This is a genomic window from Bradyrhizobium sp. NAS96.2 (assembly GCF_001908235.1).
Taxonomy (GTDB): domain Bacteria; phylum Pseudomonadota; class Alphaproteobacteria; order Rhizobiales; family Xanthobacteraceae; genus Bradyrhizobium.
Window position 1 is genome coordinate 16,293 of the sequence record NZ_LGHK01000111.1, and the last position, 17,346, is coordinate 33,638.

A 17,346-nucleotide genomic window follows, 5' to 3' on the forward strand; every position below is an offset into this window, starting at 1 on the left:
CATGAGCAGCGTTGCGCCGACCGTCGAACCCGCAGGTCCCGCCCGCACCTCCGGGCTCGCCGCAGTCTTCGAACAGACGCGCTATGTGCTGGGCGAGAACAAGGTCACCGGCTTCGCCTTCGTGCTCTTGATCTTGATCATGTTCGCCGCGCTGTTCGGTCCGTACGTGGTGCCGTACGACCCGCTCGCGTCCGACACCGCGGCGGCATTGAAGCCGCCGTCCGCGGCGCACTGGTGCGGCACCGATCAGCTCGGCCGCGACATCTTCAGCCGCGTCATCGTCGCAACCCGGCTCGACACCTTCATCGCGGTGGCCTCCGTCGTGCTGGTGTTCCTGATGGGCGGGCTCGCCGGCATCGCCGCCGGCTATTTCGGCGGCTGGACCGATCGCATCGTCGGCCGGATCGCCGACACCATTATGGCGTTTCCGCTGTTCGTGCTCGCGATGGGCATCGTCGCGGCGCTCGGCAACACCGTGCAGAACATCATCATCGCGACCGCGATCGTGAACTTTCCGCTCTATGCCCGCGTCGCGCGCGCGGAAGCCAACGTCCGCCGCAACGCCGGCTTCGTGCAGGCGGCGCGGCTGTCCGGCAATGGCGAGTACCGCATCCTGCTCGGGCACATCCTGCCCAACATCATGCCGATCATGATCGTGCAGATGTCGCTGACCATGGGCTATGCGATCCTCAATGCCGCGGGCCTGTCGTTCATCGGGCTCGGCGTCCGGCCGCCCACCGCGGAGTGGGGCATCATGGTCGCCGAGGGCGCCGGCTTCATGGTGTCCGGCGAATGGTGGATCGCGCTATTCCCCGGCCTCGCGCTGATGATCGCCGTGTTCTGCTTCAACCTGCTCGGCGACGGCCTGCGCGACATCGTCGACCCGCAGCGGAGGACGTGATGCGAGCCGTCATTGCGAGGAGCGAAGCGACGAAGCAATCCATCTATCCGTTATGCTGTGCGATGGATTGCTTCGCTACGCTCGCAATGACGCAAGTTGAGGGTCTGATAGAAGATGCGCGGGTCAAGCGCGCGCATGACGAGCTGAACGAGCGGAGGACGTGATGATTGTCTCGGCGCGGTGTCACGCTACCGCTCCGCTCCTTTGCATGGGGTTGTTTTCGATATTTTGTGGGAGTCGCGCATGACCGCGCAGCCGTTGCTTGACGTCAGCGACCTCACGGTCGAGTTCACCACCCGCCGTGGCATCGTCAAGGCGGTGCAGCACGTCAACATCACGGTGGCCAAGGGCGAGACCGTCGGCATCGTCGGCGAGTCCGGCTCCGGCAAGTCGGTGACATCATACGCCGTGATGCGCATCCTCGATCGGGCGGGGCGGATCGCCGAGGGCTCGGTGATGTTCTCCGGCATCGACGTCAAGGGGGCGACCGAAAGCCAGATGCGCGATCTGCGCGGCCGCGAAGTCTCGATGATCTTCCAGAATCCGCGCGCCGCGCTCAATCCGATCCGCAAGGTCGGGCACCAGATCGAGGACGTGCTGCGCCAGCATGTGCAGCAGGCCCAGGTCACCGACCGCGGCGAGACCGCGATCGAGGCGCTGGAGCAAGTCAAGATCGCGCGGCCGCGCGAGCGCTATCACGCCTATCCGTTCGAACTGTCCGGCGGCATGTGCCAGCGCGTCGTCATCGCGCTGGCGCTGGCATGTAATCCGCAGCTTCTGATCGCCGACGAGCCGACCACCGGCCTCGACGTCACCACCCAGAAGGCGGTGATGGATTTGATCGTCGAATTGACGCGGCGCCGCGCGATGTCGACGATCCTGATCACGCACGATCTCGGCCTCGCCGCCGCCTATTGCGACCGCGTCGTGGTGATGGAGAAGGGCCGCGTGGTCGAGACCGCAAAGTCGGCCGACATCTTCGCCGCGCCCCAGCACGACTACACGAAGAAGCTGATGCGCGCGACGCCGCGGCTGGGAGTGTCGCTCAGGGATTTGTTGCCGGAGGAGGATGAGGCGCCGACGACGGCCGGGACCGCGGCCGTGCCTGCGCCTGTGGAGCGCGGGCAGCCCCTCCTGTCAGTCGAAAAGCTCGTCAAGGAATACCCCCGCCAGGGCGCGGGCTCGGTGCTGACAAAGCTGTTCGGCCGCAAGCCGCCGGTCGAGGAAGACATCTTCCGCGCCGTCGACGGCATCAGTTTCCAGATCGACCATGGCGAGAGCGTCGGCCTGGTTGGCGAATCCGGTTGCGGCAAGTCGACGACGTCGATGATGGTGATGCGGCTATTGGACCAGACCTCCGGCCGCATCATGTTCGACGGCGAGAACATCGGCGGCATCCTGCCGCAATCCTTTGCGCGGCTGCCGCGGCGCAGCCAGATCCAGATGGTGTTCCAGGATCCGACCGACAGCCTCAACCCGCGCTTCACCGCGGCGCGCGCGATCGCGGACCCGATCATGCAACTCGGCGACATCAAAGGGCGCGACGCGCTCCGCGACCGCTGCGAGGAGCTGGCACGGCTGGTCGGCTTGCCGGTCAATCTGCTGGATCGCTTTCCGCATCAGCTGTCCGGCGGCCAGAAGGCCCGCGTCGGCATCGCGCGCGCCATTGCGCTGCATCCGAAGCTCGTGATCCTCGACGAGCCGACCGCGGCGCTCGATGTCTCCGTGCAGGCCGTTGTGCTCAATCTGCTGCAGGACCTCAAGCAGTCGATGGGCATGAGCTATCTGTTCGTGTCGCACGACCTCAACGTGGTGCGCCTGCTGTGCGATCGCGTCATCGTGATGCGCGCCGGCCGCATCGTGGAGCAGGGCACGTCCGAACACGTCTTGGGCAATCCGCAGGATGCCTATACAAAAGAACTGCTGACGGCGATCCCGCATCCGCCGTTGCCGGTTGCTTGAAAAACTCACTGGGAGCGAAATGGCCGATCATCTCGACGACTACGTGAATGCCGCCGCCCGCGCGATGGAGCTGCCGCTGGACGACGCCTGGCGTCCGGCGGTGTGCGCCAACCTAGAGGTCGCGCTGCGGCTGGCGAAACTGGTCGATGACTTCCCGCTGCCCGATGACGCCGCGTCGGCTGCGATCTATTCGGCCTGAGATCGCGATGTCCGAAACTCCCGCGTCCATGTCGGCCGCCGAGACCGCGCAAGCCGTCTCAAGCCGCAAGATCACCGCCCTCGCTGCGACCGAAGCTGCGCTTGCGCGTATCGCTGTTCACGACAAGGTCCTCAATGCCTTCACCGACGTGACCCCCGATCGCGCCCGCGCGAAGGCGCGTACGATCGATGCGGAGATCGCAGCCGGAAAATCCGTCGGCCCGCTCGCCGGCGTACCGTTCGCGGTGAAGAACCTGTTCGATGTGCAAGGGCTCTCGACCCGCGCCGGCTCGAAGATCAATCGCGACCTGCCGGCCTCGCCGCGCGACGCGACGCTGATCGAGCGGATGGAAGCGGCCGGTGCCGTGCTGGTCGGCGCGCTCAACATGGGCGAGTACGCCTACGACTTCACCGGCGAGAACGCGCATGACGGTCCGTCGCGCAATCCGCACGATCCGGCGCGGATGGCCGGCGGCTCCTCGGGGGGCTCCGGCAGTGCCGTCGGCGGCGCGCTGGTGCCGATCGCGCTCGGCTCCGATACCAACGGCTCGATCCGGGTGCCGTCGTCATTCTGCGGCATCTTCGGCCTGAAGCCGACCTATGGCCGGCTGTCGCGTGCGCGCTCCTTTCCGTTCGTCGCAAGCCTCGATCATCTCGGTCCGTTCGCGCGCAGCGTGAAGGATCTCGCCCTCGCATACGACGTCATGCAGGGGCCCGACACTGATGATCCCGCCTGCGTCGCGCGACCGGTCGAGCCCACAACGCCGCTGCTGACCGAAGGGATCAGCGGGCTGCGGGTTGCGATCGCCGGCGGCTATTTCCAGCAGAATCTGTTGCCGGAGGCGGTCGAAGCAATCGCGTGCGTCGCAAAGGCGCTCGGCGCGACGCAGGTCGTGGAGCTGCCGGAAGCCGCGCGTGCCCGTGCGGCGGCCTTCATTATCACCACGACCGAGGGCGCCGCGCTGCACCTCGATCGGCTGCGCAAGCGTCCGAATGATTTCGATCCGGCGGTGCGCGATCGCTTGTTTTCGGGCGCGATGGTCCCGGCGGTTCATGTCGACAAGGCGCAGAAGTTCCGCCGCTGGTATCGTGCCAGGGTGCTGGAGCTGTTCCAGTCGGTCGACGTGATCCTGGCGCCGGCAACCCCGTGCACCGCGCCGAAGATCGGTCAGGCCACCTTTACCCTTGATGGGGTCGAGCTTCCGGTGCGTCCCAATATCGGTCTCCATACCCAGCCGATCTCCTTCATCGGCCTGCCGGTGGCCGCCGTGCCGGTGCCGCTTGAACCGATGCCGATCGGCGTTCAGATTATTGCCGCGCCCTGGCGCGAGGACATTGCGCTGCGGGTCGCCTACGCGCTGGAACAGATGGGCGTCGTGGTCGCGCCGGCGCCAAGGGGATTCTAGTATGGACATCGATCTTCCCGATGTGGTTGCTGAAGTCACCGCGCAGTTCCAGCGATATGAGAAGGCGCTGGTGTCGAACGACGTCGCTGTGCTCGACGAGCTGTTCCGCAACGACAGCCGCACGCTGCGCTATGGCATCGGCGAGAACCTTTATGGCTACGCCGAGATCATGGCGTTTCGCGCCGGGCGCTCGCCGGTCGGCCTGATGCGCAAGATCGATCGTACCGTGATCACGACCTATGGCCGCGACACCGCGATCGCCTCGACGCTGTTCTATCGGGACAGCACTCCGGGTAGGGTGGGGCGGCAGATGCAGACGTGGATTCGCTTCCCCGAGGGCTGGAGAATCGTCGCGGCGCATGTCAGCGTCATCGACGAGCCTAAAGGCGTTTGAACAAGAGCGCTTGAATCATGAGCCTGGACGATCTTCCGACCCGCACGCAGCAAGCCACTGAACCCGAGCCGGCCGTGCCGCGCGTCGATCGCCCGTCGTCGCTGGTCGACAAGGTCACGCGCGCCGAAGAGCTGCGCCTGCAACTCGCCGACGAGATCGTGCGCGGCACGCTGCCGCCCGGCGCCGGTCTCGATGAGACTGACCTTGCGCGCCGCTTCAATGTCTCGCGGACCCCGGTGCGCGAGGCGTTGCGGCAGCTGGCCGCGAGCGGCCTGATCGATGCTCGCGCGCATCGCGGCGCGGTGGTGGCGCGGCCCTCCCTTGAAAGACTCACCGGCATGTTCGAGGCGATGGCCGAGCTCGAGGCGATGTGCGCCGGCCTTGCCGCCGAACGCATGACGCCGGCGGAGCGCCATGCGCTGGAGGCGATCCACGAGGAGCTGCGGGTCTTGAGCTACACCGGCAATCCCGAGCGCTTCCACGAGGTCAATGAGCGCTTTCACAACGCGATCTATGCCGGCTCGCAGAACGCTTACATCGCCGAGATCACCTTGGCGACGCGGGTGCGGGTGCAGCCGTTCCGCCGCGCCCAGTTCCGCAATCTCGGGCGTCTGGCAAAATCCCACGCCGAGCACGACCGCGTCGTCGTCGCCATCCTGCGCGGCGACAAGACAGGGGCTGCTGCGGCGATGCGCGCCCATATCGAGCAGGTGCGCGGGGAGTACGAGACCTACGCGGTGTCGGTGTAGCACTCGCTCCTCCCGTCATTGCGAGGAGCGAAGCGACGAAGCAATCCATCTGTCCATCCACGCGGAGATATGGATTGCTTCGCTTCGCTCGCAATGACGAGGGTGCGAGGCAAGGGAGCGCACCAGCCTGGCGGCTACGCTTTTGCCTTCTCCGCCATGAACGCCCGCCAGCCGCCATAGGCCGAGATATCCTTCGCGCCATGGATCGCGGCCGGCTCGACGATGAAGCCCTTGGCCTGCCGTCCGTCGGCGAGCCGGACCGTGCCGATCGAGAGCGGCGGCGGAATCGCGGCGACGAATTTTCCGAACGCGGCGGCCGACATTGCCCAGAGCTCGAGCTTGATCGATGCACCCGCGCCGGCCTCGATACGCAGCATGCCGGGTTTCGGCGGCGTGGTGTCGAGAGCATAGAGCTTGTAGTCCGCTGCGGTGGTGGTCGCTTCCAGCAGCCGCGCATCGAGCGTCGTCAGCTCATGATTCAGCGCCATGCCGGAGAGATGCGCGCCGACCACCGCGATCGTGATCTCGTCGGCGCTGGCCTGCGCCGGGACAGCGGCCAGCGGCGGCTGCGGCAGCGCCTTCGCGCCGAGCGCAAGTCCGGTGTCGGCGTGGAACACGCGGCCCATGCCGGCAAGCTTCGCATCGCAGCCGGCAGGAGCGAGCAGCGTGATGCCGAACGGCGCGCCGTCGGGACGCATCGCCGCCGGCAGCGCGAGGCCGCAGAGATCGAGCAGGTTGACGAAGTTGGTGTAGGTGCCGAGCCGCGAGTTGAGCTCGATCGGGTTGGCCAGCACGTCGGCGGTGGAATAGACCGTCGGGGCGGTCGGCAGCACGATTGCGTCGAGTTGCGCGAAGGTGCGCGCGGCCACGCCGCGCAGCGCCTGCAGGCGATAGAGCGCGGCGAATGTATCGGCCGCGGTCGGCCGCGCGCCGCCGATGGTGATCTCGCGGGTCACCGGATGGATCGCGTCGGGCGACGATGCCAGCAGGTCGCGGATCACGAGATAGCGCTCGGCGACCCACGGGCCCTCATAGAGCAGCCGCGCGGTCTCGTAGAACGGCTCGAGGTCGAACTCGACGAGTTCGGCGCCGAGCGCCTGCCAGCGTGTCAGTGCCGCGCCATAGGCCGTTTCGGCTTCGCGATCGCCGAAGAAGATCAGCTGGCCGCTCTTGGGAATGCCGAGCTTCAGCTTCGCCGGGAACGCCGCGAGCGGCCCGAGCGGCCGGTCGCGCGAGAACGGATCGGCATCGTCAGGCCCGGCCATCACGGCAAGCGCGGCCAATGCGTCATCGACGGTGAGCGAGAACACCGAAATGCAGTCGAGCGTGCGGCAGGCCGGCACCAGCCCTGCGTTCGAGATCAGCCCGAGGCTCGGCTTGAGCCCGACGATATTGTTGAGCATCGCCGGGACGCGGCCGCTGCCCGCGGTGTCGGTACCGAGCGACAGCGGCACGAGGCCCGCCGACACCGCGACCGCAGAGCCCGAGCTCGATCCACCCGGCACGAGGTCGCCGCGCACCGGGTTCCTGGGAATGCCGTAGGGCGAGCGCACGCCGACCAGGCCGGTGGCGAACTGGTCGAGATTGGTCTTGCCGATGATGATGGCGCCGGCCGCGCGCAGCCTGGCGACAACAGTGGAATCCTTCGCGGGCAGATAGGAGAATGCCGGGCAGGCGGCGGTGGTCGGCAGCCCCGCGACGTCGATATTGTCCTTCACGGCGACCGGCACGCCATAAAGCGGCAGCGTCGGGTCCGTGAGCCGCTCGGCTTCGGCGAGCGCCTCCTGCTCGTCGCGCAGGCTGATAAAGATGGCGGGATCGTTGTGCTCGCGAATGCGCTGGTAGCTGCTCGCCACGGTTTGCGCCGGCGTCATGGTCTTGGTGCGGTGTGCGGCAACGATCGCGGCGACAGTTTCAGTCACGTGGTTGGCTCGTCTGTTGAGCGACTGGGCATGGGGTGCCCGCCGCGAGGGAATTGCAGCCTGATCGAAGCAAGCAATGTGCCATTGTGTACAATTCATCCGCGGTCGCGATGCGACGAATTATTACACAATATCAGCTGTTTGAAATGCTCGCTGGTAGCTGATGCAGGCTGACTTGCGAGTGTCGATGCCTAATTTTAGAGCAGGTGTGACCAGGCCGAAATCCGGCCGCGGGATCAGGTGAAGCAGGCGAGTATCTGCAGCAGCCGCTCGCGGTTTTCCTTGCCGATCTTCTCGGCGACATGCCGCTCGTGCTCGGCGGCGAGCCGCTTGAACTGCGCCAGTGCGGTCTTGCCGCGCGTGGTCAGATGCAGTGCGTGGGAGCGGCGGTCGGTGGCCGAGGGGATGCGGCTGACGAAGTCGCGCTCCTCGAGGCTGTCGAGCAGATGCACCAGCCGCGCGCGCTCGATCCCGAGCCGCTTGGCGACCGCCATCTGGCTGAGGCCTGGATTGGCCCCGATCACGGTCATGACCGAATATTGGGTCGGACGGATATCGACGGTCGCCAGCGTCTTGATGAAGTCCTGGAAGATCCAGAGCTGGAAGCGCCGCACCGCATAGCCGGCGTGGCCGACCAGTGCGTCAAGGCCGATGTCGTCACCGGTGTCGCCGGCATACGCCCCGTCATTGGCCGCCCGCGCGCGGGGCCGGCGGATTGCCGCTGCTGCCGCCTTGCGCGAAGTCTTTTGCTTGCTTGCCATGACTGCGATGCTAGCGCGTCGCCTTCAGGAGGGAAAGATTGTTGTTGACGACAACAATTGATGTCCGCAACATTATCGCCAAAGAGCCCCGCAGGGATCAGTGCGCCGCATCATGTTGCGGCGCGATCCCGAAACGACACGGGCGAGGAGGAAGCCATGGCTGCCGTCAGCGCAGACAATCCGAATAGCCTGTTCGCGACGCCTGCCATCGTGGCGGATCGACGTGGCGACGGCAGCATCCTGGTCCGCTCCACCACGCCCTTGAAAGAAAGCGCCCGCTGCATCGGCGACTGGCTGGAGCATTGGGCGCGGCAGGCACCGGATCGCATCTTCCTCGGAGAGCACACCAGCACCGAGGCGCCCTGGACCACCGTCAGCTATCGCGACGCGCTCGGGATCGTACGGCGCGCTGCATCGTGGATTTTGGCGCAAGGGCTGAGCACCGAGCGGCCACTCGTCATCCTCTCCGACAACGGCATCGATCACGCGCTGTTCGCGCTCGCCGCGCAGCATGTCGGCGTGCCCTCGGCCGCGATCTCGCCGGCCTATTCGCTGATGTCGAAGGACTTCGACAAGCTGAAAGGCATGATCAGCCTGCTCGATCCCGGCGCGATCTATGTCGCGGGCACGAAGCCGTTCTCCGCCGCGCTTGTCGCGATCAAGCCGCTGCATCGCGCAACCATTGTCAGCGGCAATATCGATGATGCCGACGCGCTGGCATTCCCAGCCATTGCAGCGACGCTGGAATCGCCGGACGTGGCAAAGGCCTTAGCCGCGGTGACGCCGGACACGATCGCAAAATTCCTGTTCACCTCGGGCTCGACCGGCACGCCGAAGGCCGTGATCAACACCCAGCGCATGCTGACCTCGAGCCAGCAGGCCAAGGCGCAGACCTGGACGTTCCTGGAGCAACCGGGCGCCGAACTCGTCATTCTGGACTGGCTGCCCTGGAGCCACACCTTCGGCGCCAACCACAATTTCAACCTGGTGCTGCGCAACGGCGGCACGCTCTATATCGACGGCGGCAAGCCGGCGCCGGGTCTGTTCGCGACCTCGCTCGCCAATCTGCGCAGCGTGGTGCCGACGGTCTATTTCAATGTGCCACGCGGCTTCGACATGCTGATCGCGGCACTCCGCACCGACGAGGAACTGCGCCGCAAGTTCTTCGCGGGCACCAAATTCGCCTTCTATGCCGGCGCGGCGCTGCCGCAGAATCTGTGGGATGCGCTGGAGGAATTGTCGCTGCAGACGGTCGGCCGCAGGCTGCCGATGGTGTCGGCCTGGGGCTCGACCGAGACCTCGCCGCTGGCGACCGATTGCCACTTCCTGGCAAACCGCTCCGGCAATATCGGCGTGCCGATTCCCGGCACCGAGCTCAAGCTCGTGCCGTCGGGCGACAAGCTCGAGGTGCGCGTGCGCGGGCCCAATGTCACTCCGGGCTATTGGAAGGCGCCCGAACTCACCGCGGAGGCCTTCGACGACGAAGGCTTCTACATGATCGGGGACGCCGTCACCTTCGCCGATCCTGACCGGCCGGATCTCGGCCTGTTCTTCGACGGCCGGGTGGCGGAGGATTTCAAACTCAATTCCGGAACCTGGGTCAGTGTCGGCACCTTGCGCGTCGCCGGCATCGCGGCGCTTGCACCGCTCGCGCAGGATATCGTCGTGACGGGCCACGGCCGCGATGAGGTGCGCTTCCTGGTGTTCCCGAATCTGGCCGCCTGCCGTTCTCTGGCGGGGCTGGCCGAGACCGCCGATGTACGCGAGGTGATCGATCACCCGGCAGTCCGTTCCGTGATCGGGCAGGGGCTGGCAAAGCTGAAGGCGCAAGGCGGCCATTCCTCCGGCCATTCCACCCGTGCGCTGTTGCTCGCCGAGCCGGCCTCGGTCGACGGCGGCGAGATCACCGACAAGGGCTACATCAACCAGCGCGCCGTGCTGACGCGCCGCGCTGCAGCGGTGGCGGTCCTGGAGGACGACGCGTCGTCCGAGCCGATCGCCTGCACGGGCTCGTGACGCGATTTGCGCCGGTGGGTCGCTGGGAGGATGCCACGCCCACCGCTGTCGTCCCTGCGAAAGCAGGGACCCATACTCCGCGGCCGACGTTGTGAACGAAGGTCGTCGTTCCGCTGGCGTGCAATAATCAGCATCGGTGGTTATGGGTCCCGGCTCGGAGGCCGGGACGACACCGAGTTGTGGCACGATTGGCGGACCGTCCGCTCGTCCCGACTGTATCGGTTCCCTGGAGCTTTTGCTCCGCATCGGCTCGTATTTTTAGTTGCCATAGCAACTAATCTGTGCGAGTTTTGCCCCAATCGGGACAGGGCCGGTCAACGGCCTCGCATTTGGGAGGATCATGTTGCGCAGCAGCGTACGAGCAGCACGCTTGGAACAGCCGGTGAATGCCGCGGTGGCGCAGGGCCCCGCCGTGCGGTCAGGTCGTGCTTTGCCCGGTTACGGCGCCGAGATTCTCGTGCAGCCGGCGCAGCAGGTCGATCAGCACCTCGCGCTCGTCCTTCTTCAGGCACGACAGCAGCCGCCGCTCCCGCTCCAGCGCTGCGACGATGACCTTGTCGTGGACGGCGCGGCCGCGTGCGGTCAGCGTGATCGAATGGGTGCGGCCGTCGTCGGGCGCGGTACGGATCGTCAGCAGGCCGCGCTTCTGCAGCGCCGCGAGGTTGCGGCTGACCGGCCCCTTGTCGAAGCCGATCACCTGGCAGATCCGGGAGGCGGGAATCCCCGGCTCGATCGCCAGCTGCGAGATGATCCGCCACTCGGTGACGTTGACGCCGAAATTCTTCTGGTAAAATGCGGTGGCGCTGTTCGACAGCTTGTTGCCGATGAAGGTGATGAACGCCGGCACATAGCGATTGAGGTCCAGCAGCGGGCCGTCAATGGCGTCTGCGGGATCGGCCGGTCTTGGCCGGCGGGGCTTTCGGGGGAGGGGCTGGCTGCTCATTTCTCAAATCATCGCTGCGAAACTGTTCGGGAGCAAGTGACATGCGGCCCGTGTTGACAAGATCAAACCTCGGGAGGTCCCGATGACTGCAACAGACGATGCGTCCGTCCCGCATCTGGACGTCGATCCGTTCGCGCTCGACTTCTTCGCCGATCCGTTCCCGACCCATCAGCGGCTGCGCGAGGCCGGGCCGGTGGTTTATCTGGACAAGTGGAATGTCTATGGGGTGGCGCGCTACGCGGAGGTGTACGCCGTCCTGAACGATCCCGCCACGTTCTGCTCCAGCCGCGGCGTCGGCCTCAGCGACTTTTCCAAGGAAAAGCCGTGGCGGCCGCCGAGCCTGATCCTGGAGGCCGACCCGCCCGCCCACACCCGAACCCGCAATGTGCTGAGCTCGGTGCTGTCTGCGACGGTGATGAAGCAGCTTCGTGGGCGATTTGCCGAGGCCGCGGAGGCCCGCGTCGATGCGCTGCTGGAGAAGCGCAGGTTCGATGCGATCGCGGACCTTGCGGAAGCCTATCCGCTGTCGATCTTCCCGGATGCGCTCGGCCTGAAGCCGGAGGGTCGCGAGAATCTGCTGCCTTACGCCAGCCTGGTGTTCAACGCCTTCGGGCCGCCGAACGAACTGCGCAAGCAGGCGATCGAGCGCTCTGCGCCGCACCAGGCCTACATTGCCGAGCAGTGTCAGCGCGACAACCTCACCCCGGGCGGCATCGGCGCCTGCATCCACGCCCATGTCGACAGCGGCGCCATTACCGCGACCGAGGCGCCGCTTCTGGTGCGCTCGCTGCTATCGGCCGGTCTCGACACCACCGTCAACGGCATCGGCGCCGCCGTCTACTGCCTCGCCCGCTTCCCCGACCAGTTCGAGAAGCTGCGCAACGATCCGACCTTGGCGCGTAACGCCTTCGAGGAGGCCGTGCGGTTCGAAAGTCCAGTCCAGACTTTCTTCCGCACCACGACCCGTGATGTCGAGCTCAGTGGGGCCAGCATCCCCGAGGGCGAGAAGGTGCTGATGTTCCTGGCTGCGGCCAATCGTGATCCGCGCCGTTGGGAAGAGCCCGACAGCTACGACATCACGCGCCGCACCTCGGGCCATGTCGGCTACGGCTCGGGCATCCACATGTGCGTCGGCCAGCTGGTCGCCCGCCTCGAAGGCGAGGTGATGATGGCGGCGTTGGCGCGCCGTGTTGCCAGGATCGAAATCACAGGCGAGCCGAAGCGCCTGTTCAACAACACGCTGCGCGGGCTCGAGAGGCTGCCGGTCGAAATCACGCCAGCCTGACGAATTCGCCGGCTGCGAAATGACGCAAAGGGAGGGGATAGGATGAGGGGCTTTGGGGTTGGGCGATTCAGGATTGGACTTGCGCTGGCATTGGCCTGCGTCGCGGGCAGCGCACGCGCGGAGATATCAGACAATGTCGTGCGCGTCGGCGTGCTGAACGACATTTCCGGCATCTTCCAGGACACCAACGGCATGGGCTCGGTGGAGGCCGCGCGGATGGCGGCAGAAGATTTCAACGGCGGCGGCAAGGGCATCAAGGTCGAGATCGTCTATGCCGATCACCAGAACAAGGCCGACGTCGGCTCCGCGATCGCGCGCAAATGGCTCGATGTCGAAGGCGTCGACGCCATCGTCGACGTGCCGAACTCGGCCGTCGGCCTCGCCATCAACACCATCCTGCGCGATAGCAGGATGACGTTCCTGGCGTCATCGACCGCGAGCTCCGATCTCACCGGCAAGGCCTGCTCGCCGAACACCATTCAATGGGTCAACGACGCCTGGGCGACCGGCAACACCACCGCGGCCGCGATGATGCAGCGTGGCGGCAAGGACTGGTATTTTGTCACGGTCGACTACGCACTGGGCAAGGGCATCGAAGCCGAGGCGACCAACTACATCGAGAAGCATGGCGGCAAGGTGCTGGGATCGAGCAAGCATCCGCTCGGCACGTCGGACTTCGCGTCCTTCCTGCTGCAGGCGCAGAGCTCGAAGGCCAAAGTGATCGGTCTCGCCAATGCCGGCGGCGACACCATCAACGCGGTGAAGCAGGCGGCCGAGTTCGGCATCCAGCAAGGCGGCCAGACCATGGTGGCGTTCCTGCTGTTCGTGAACGACGTCCACGGCATGGGCCTGAAGGTCGCCCAGGGCCTGCAGCTGCTGGAAGCCTTCTACTGGGACATGAACGACGACACCCGCGCGTTCGCAAAACGCTTCGCCGCGCGTCCCGGCATGAACGGCAAGATGCCGAGCGGCAACCAGGCCGGCGTCTATGCCTCGACACTCGCCTACCTCAACGCCGTTGCCGCGACCGGCAGCGACGACGCCAAGGTGGTGGTGCCGCAGATGAAGACCTTCAAGGGCAAGGATAAGCTGTTCGGCGAGACCACGATCCGCCAGGACGGCCGCGTCGTCCACCCGATGTATCTGTTCGAGGTGAAGAAGCCGGAGGAGTCGAAGTACCCCTACGATTATTACAAGCTGATCGCGACCATTCCGGCCGACCAGGCGTTCCGCCCGCTCGCCGATGGCGGCTGCTCGCTGGTGAAGTGAGCTGCTTGCCGCGGTGCTCTTCATCCTCCCCTGGAGGGGTCGAGACGAGCGAAGCTCGCTCTGGGATCGGTTCGCATGAAATGCGAACCGAGGTGGGGTGACGGTCTCTCCGTTGAAGCGGTGCCCGAGTGGAGGGATCACCCCACCCCGGAGCGCATGTCGCTGCGCTCCATGCACTCCGACCCTGCCCCTCCAGGGGAGGGTGAAAGGGGGAGCTTCTGCGTTGTGATCGAACTTCACTACGCTGCCTTCGCTGCTCCGTCACCCGCCTTCACCCGCCCCAGCATCTCGGCCGCCGTCATCACATGCGCCGTCGAGAACGCGAGGATCGTCAGCGTGGCGCGATGCACCTCTTCGGCGGAGAGGGCGCCCTGGCCGACATCGGGATAGTCGAACGTGCCGGTCGCATCCGACAGGAACACGACCTTGTAATTGTGGAACATGGCGTCGCGCGCGGTGGCGTGGCAGCAGTTCTCGGTGGTCGTCCCCGAGATGATCACCGTCGTAATGCCCCATTCGCGCAGGATGAGGTCGAGATCGGTGGCGAAGAACGCGCTGTAGCGGTGCTTCTTGATGACGTGCTCGCCGGGGGCGGGCGCAAGGTCGTTGAAGATCTCGACGCCCGCGGTGCCATCGACCAGCGACGAGCGGTCGGCGATCGGCGCATAGAGATCGTCATACAGCCCCATATCGCTGCCGTCGCGGCGGTGCACATGCGCGGTGTAGATGACGCGGATGCCCTTGTCGCGGCAGGCCTTCAGGGTCTGCGCCAGAAGCGGCACCATGGCGGCGGCCTGCGCGGAGCGCAGCTTGGCGCCCTCCGCCACGAAGTCGTTCTGCATGTCGACAACGATCATGACGGTTCTGGCCGGATCGATGACGTCGCATTGATAGCCCATGTGGTGTCTCCTCTCCTGTGGAAGACATTTTCTACGCCGGTTCCTGCGGTCGTTCTTGGCTGTGCGGGCCAATCGATGGACTCGGCTTGCCAGATGGGAGGGGTGGACGCAGAATATCCCGCTGCCGGGTTCGGCGGGAGCAAGGCCAATGCAAACCCCAGATCACGCAGTCGTCGCGCACACGCTTGTTGCGCCGGGCGACAGTTTCGATCGCTGGCATCACGTCACCTGCCGCGAATTCTCGCTGACCGAGTGCCGCCGCGTCGCCGACGAGGCGTTTGCCGCGTCGATCTCGATCCGCCATTTCGGCTCGCTTGCGATCAACGACATCTGGTCGTCGACGCCGGCCGCCGACCGCATCCGGGTGATGCGCAGCGCGAGCGATGTCCGCAGGGACCCGCGCGACTATTTCATGCTGTGGCTCACGTTGCGCGGCGAGGTCGGCTTCGCACAGGGCGGACGCGAGGTGCGGATGCGCCGCGGCGACCTCATGCTGCATGACCAGGCGCAGCCGTTCACGCTCGAATTCGCTCCGAGCGCGCGGTCGATCATGGTTTCGATCCCGCGGCAGCTGCTGCTCGCGCGCCTGCCGGATGCGCAACGCCTGACGGCGCGGCGGGTCGGCAACGCGTCGAAAATCGGGGCGCTGGCGGGATCGCTGATCCGTCGGCTGACGCACCTCGATGACGAAGCTGGGCCTGCTGCGATACGGCTCGGCGCCTCAGCGCTCGATATCTTCGCGACCACGCTCCAGGCCGAGCTGACGGATGACGTGCCACGGCACGGCGACGAACGGCTGGCGCGGGTCAAGGCCTACATCCTGGCCAATCTCGACGACCCCGAACTCGACCTCGATGCGATCGCCACGGCGCAGAACATAGCGCCGCGCACGCTCAATCGCCTGTTTGCGCGGGAAGGCACGACGCCGATCCGCTGGCTCTGGCAGCAGCGGCTCGCCGGCGCCTACCAGGCGCTGGCCGAGCGGCGCTTCGCCCATGTCACCGATGTCGCGCTCAGCTTCGGCTTCAGCGACGTCTCGCATTTCAGCCGCGCCTTCAAGGCCGCATTCGGGCGGTCACCGCATCAAGTGATGGTGTGAGGGGGCTCGCGGCTTGTCGCGCAACGGTGAAACACTGCACCGATCGCGATTCCGTCATCCTGAGGTGCGAGCGGAGCGAGCCTCGAAGGATGCACGGCCACCAGCCAGGCCGTTCACCCTTCGAGGCTCGCAAGGGCTCGCGCGTCAGGATGACGGAGATAGAGTGAGCGCGCGCGCCCCGCGACGCTCTACTGCGCGACCTTGCTGCTGCCCTGCGTAATCAGCCGCGCGGCGCGCTGGTCGCGGGTGTGGATCCAGAGCCAGTTCATCGCCACGGCAATCCGGTGGCGCACGCCGATCAGGAAGTAGATGTGGGCGAGACCCCAGATCCACCATGCCAGTGAGCCGCGCAGTTTGAGCCAGCCGAAATCGATCACCGCCTTCTTCTTGCCGATCTGCGCAAGGCTGCCGGCATGCTTGTAGCGGAACGGCGGCAGCGTCTTGCCGTCGAGCCGGGCCTTGATCAATGCGGCGACGTAACGCCCCTCCTGCTTGGCGGCCGGCGCGATGCCGGGCACCGGATTGCCGTCGGGGCCCTTGATCGTGATGGTGTCGCCGACCGCGAAGACATCGGGATGGCCGGGCACGGTCAGATCAACCTCGACCTGCAGCCGATGCGCGCGATCCGCCGGCGCATTCAGCCACTCGGCCGCGCGCGAGGCGCGCACGCCGGCGGCCCACACGATGGTGCGGGCCTCCAGTCGCTTGCCGCCGAACACCACGCCATCGGCGGAGCATTCGGTGACCGGCTCGCCCAGCATCACCTCGACGCCGAGTTTTTCCAGCGACGCCTGCGCATAGGCCGAGAGATCGTCGGGGAAGCCGGCCAGCACGCGCGGGCCGGCCTCGATCAGCACCACGCGCGCCTTGCGGGTGTCGATGTGGCGGAAGTCCTGCGGCAGCGTGTCCTTGGCGAGGTCGGCGATGGTGCCGGCCATCTCGACGCCGGTCGGCCCGGCGCCGATGATGACGAAGGTCAAGAGCGCCGCGCGTTTGTCGGGATCAGTCTCGCGCTCGGCGCGCTCGAAGGCGACCAGGATGCGTCGCCTGAGCGTGGTGGCGTCCTCCAGCGTCTTCAGGCCGGGTGCGAACGGCTCCCATTCGTCATGGCCGAAATAGGCGTGACGCGCGCCGGTGGCGAGGATCAGCGTGTCGTAGGGAATGCTGCCGCCGTCGTCGAGCTGCACGCACTTCGCCGCGGCATCGACGCCGCAGACATTGGCGAACAGCGTCGTCACTTCGGGGCGGTCGCGGAGGAGATAGCGGATCGGCCAGGCGATCTCGCTGGTTGCGAGCGATGCGGTCGCGACCTGGTAGAGCAGCGGCTGGAACAGATGGTGGTTGCGGCGGTCGATCAGCGTGATCTCGACCGGCGCGCCGCGAAGACCGAAGGCGGCTTCCAGTCCGCCGAAGCCGGCGCCGACGATCACCACGCGATGAGGTTTGGCCGGCGCTTGCGTCATCTGATGTCGCCCTCGGTTTCGAACGGCTTCGTCGCTTGATTATGTATTCATTCGCGGCCTCATTCCAATACGAATTGCC

The 17,346-nt window shown here is 66.2% G+C and carries 15 protein-coding genes; 10 read left to right on the top strand and 5 right to left on the bottom strand.

Annotated features, from left to right (window positions below):
* Position 1: 1 nt before the first annotated feature.
* The 6 genes from AC628_RS23530 to AC628_RS23555 all read left to right on the top strand — a co-directional run bounded on the left by AC628_RS23530 (position 2) and on the right by AC628_RS23555 (position 5,610).
* Complete coding sequence (locus tag AC628_RS23530; RefSeq protein WP_074129092.1) at positions 2-901, top strand: ABC transporter permease; 900 nt, start codon at positions 2-4, stop codon at positions 899-901.
* Between the two features lie 243 nt (positions 902-1,144).
* Positions 1,145-2,863 (top strand): dipeptide ABC transporter ATP-binding protein, encoded by a 1,719-nt coding sequence (locus AC628_RS23535; RefSeq protein ID WP_074129093.1) that lies wholly within the window; start codon positions 1,145-1,147, stop codon positions 2,861-2,863.
* 19 nt (positions 2,864-2,882) lie between these two features.
* Positions 2,883-3,062, top strand: coding sequence for a DUF4089 domain-containing protein (locus AC628_RS23540; protein WP_074129094.1), 180 nt, complete (start codon positions 2,883-2,885; stop codon positions 3,060-3,062).
* A 7-nt stretch (positions 3,063-3,069) separates the two neighbouring features.
* The gene (locus tag AC628_RS23545; protein WP_074129095.1) at positions 3,070-4,467 is read left to right on the top strand and encodes an AtzE family amidohydrolase; all 1,398 of its coding nucleotides are present in this window, start codon (positions 3,070-3,072) and stop codon (positions 4,465-4,467) included.
* A 1-nt stretch (position 4,468) separates the two neighbouring features.
* The gene (hpxZ, locus tag AC628_RS23550) at positions 4,469-4,861 is read left to right on the top strand and encodes an oxalurate catabolism protein HpxZ (protein WP_074129096.1); all 393 of its coding nucleotides are present in this window, start codon (positions 4,469-4,471) and stop codon (positions 4,859-4,861) included.
* Between the two features lie 17 nt (positions 4,862-4,878).
* Positions 4,879-5,610 carry a GntR family transcriptional regulator gene (locus tag AC628_RS23555; protein WP_074129097.1) on the top strand — a complete coding sequence of 244 codons (732 nt, stop codon included), beginning with the start codon at positions 4,879-4,881 and terminating at the stop codon, positions 5,608-5,610.
* 134 nt (positions 5,611-5,744) lie between these two features.
* On the opposite strand, the gene atzF is transcribed toward AC628_RS23555, so the two are convergent.
* The gene (atzF, locus tag AC628_RS23560; protein ID WP_074129098.1) at positions 5,745-7,532 is read right to left on the bottom strand and encodes an allophanate hydrolase; all 1,788 of its coding nucleotides are present in this window, start codon (positions 7,530-7,532) and stop codon (positions 5,745-5,747) included.
* A 236-nt stretch (positions 7,533-7,768) separates the two neighbouring features.
* Positions 7,769-8,293, bottom strand: a complete 525-nt coding sequence (locus AC628_RS23565; protein WP_074129099.1) for a MarR family winged helix-turn-helix transcriptional regulator — start codon at positions 8,291-8,293, stop codon at positions 7,769-7,771.
* Between the two features lie 156 nt (positions 8,294-8,449).
* Between AC628_RS23565 and AC628_RS23570 the strand changes: the two genes are divergently transcribed.
* Positions 8,450-10,309 carry a feruloyl-CoA synthase gene (locus AC628_RS23570; RefSeq protein WP_074129100.1) on the top strand — a complete coding sequence of 620 codons (1,860 nt, stop codon included), beginning with the start codon at positions 8,450-8,452 and terminating at the stop codon, positions 10,307-10,309.
* A 418-nt stretch (positions 10,310-10,727) separates the two neighbouring features.
* Here AC628_RS23570 and AC628_RS23575 read toward each other — a convergent pair whose 3' ends face one another.
* On the bottom strand, positions 10,728-11,252 hold the full coding sequence (locus AC628_RS23575) for a MarR family winged helix-turn-helix transcriptional regulator (protein ID WP_050426221.1): 525 nt from the start codon (positions 11,250-11,252) through the stop codon (positions 10,728-10,730).
* Between the two features lie 82 nt (positions 11,253-11,334).
* Between AC628_RS23575 and AC628_RS23580 the strand changes: the two genes are divergently transcribed.
* Positions 11,335-12,537 (top strand): cytochrome P450, encoded by a 1,203-nt coding sequence (locus AC628_RS23580; protein ID WP_074129101.1) that lies wholly within the window; start codon positions 11,335-11,337, stop codon positions 12,535-12,537.
* Positions 12,538-12,579: 42 nt separating this feature from the next.
* Positions 12,580-13,806, top strand: coding sequence for an ABC transporter substrate-binding protein (locus AC628_RS23585; protein WP_074129102.1), 1,227 nt, complete (start codon positions 12,580-12,582; stop codon positions 13,804-13,806).
* 239 nt (positions 13,807-14,045) lie between these two features.
* Here AC628_RS23585 and AC628_RS23590 read toward each other — a convergent pair whose 3' ends face one another.
* The gene (locus tag AC628_RS23590) at positions 14,046-14,705 is read right to left on the bottom strand and encodes an isochorismatase family protein (RefSeq protein WP_074129103.1); all 660 of its coding nucleotides are present in this window, start codon (positions 14,703-14,705) and stop codon (positions 14,046-14,048) included.
* Positions 14,706-14,853: 148 nt separating this feature from the next.
* Here AC628_RS23590 and AC628_RS23595 point away from each other — a divergent pair, with 148 nt between their 5' ends.
* Complete coding sequence (locus tag AC628_RS23595; protein ID WP_074129104.1) at positions 14,854-15,804, top strand: AraC-like ligand-binding domain-containing protein; 951 nt, start codon at positions 14,854-14,856, stop codon at positions 15,802-15,804.
* A gap of 188 nt (positions 15,805-15,992) precedes the next feature.
* Here AC628_RS23595 and AC628_RS23600 read toward each other — a convergent pair whose 3' ends face one another.
* A complete protein-coding gene (locus tag AC628_RS23600) occupies positions 15,993-17,267 on the bottom strand; it encodes an NAD(P)/FAD-dependent oxidoreductase (protein ID WP_074129105.1) in 1,275 nt (424 codons plus the stop codon).
* Positions 17,268-17,346 lie beyond the last annotated feature (79 nt).

Coding starts and splice junctions, on each gene's coding strand:
- AC628_RS23545 (WP_074129095.1), top strand. CDS start 3,070: ATGTCCGAAACTCCCGCGTCCATGTCGGCCGCCGAGACCGCGCAAGCC.
- AC628_RS23555 (WP_074129097.1), top strand. CDS start 4,879: ATGAGCCTGGACGATCTTCCGACCCGCACGCAGCAAGCCACTGAACCC.
- AC628_RS23590 (WP_074129103.1), bottom strand. CDS start 14,705: ATGGGCTATCAATGCGACGTCATCGATCCGGCCAGAACCGTCATGATC.
- AC628_RS23595 (WP_074129104.1), top strand. CDS start 14,854: ATGCAAACCCCAGATCACGCAGTCGTCGCGCACACGCTTGTTGCGCCG.
- AC628_RS23540 (WP_074129094.1), top strand. CDS start 2,883: ATGGCCGATCATCTCGACGACTACGTGAATGCCGCCGCCCGCGCGATG.
- AC628_RS23565 (WP_074129099.1), bottom strand. CDS start 8,293: ATGGCAAGCAAGCAAAAGACTTCGCGCAAGGCGGCAGCAGCGGCAATC.
- AC628_RS23580 (WP_074129101.1), top strand. CDS start 11,335: ATGACTGCAACAGACGATGCGTCCGTCCCGCATCTGGACGTCGATCCG.
- AC628_RS23575 (WP_050426221.1), bottom strand. CDS start 11,252: ATGAGCAGCCAGCCCCTCCCCCGAAAGCCCCGCCGGCCAAGACCGGCC.
- AC628_RS23570 (WP_074129100.1), top strand. CDS start 8,450: ATGGCTGCCGTCAGCGCAGACAATCCGAATAGCCTGTTCGCGACGCCT.
- AC628_RS23535 (WP_074129093.1), top strand. CDS start 1,145: ATGACCGCGCAGCCGTTGCTTGACGTCAGCGACCTCACGGTCGAGTTC.
- AC628_RS23585 (WP_074129102.1), top strand. CDS start 12,580: ATGAGGGGCTTTGGGGTTGGGCGATTCAGGATTGGACTTGCGCTGGCA.
- AC628_RS23600 (WP_074129105.1), bottom strand. CDS start 17,267: ATGACGCAAGCGCCGGCCAAACCTCATCGCGTGGTGATCGTCGGCGCC.
- hpxZ (WP_074129096.1), top strand. CDS start 4,469: ATGGACATCGATCTTCCCGATGTGGTTGCTGAAGTCACCGCGCAGTTC.
- AC628_RS23530 (WP_074129092.1), top strand. CDS start 2: ATGAGCAGCGTTGCGCCGACCGTCGAACCCGCAGGTCCCGCCCGCACC.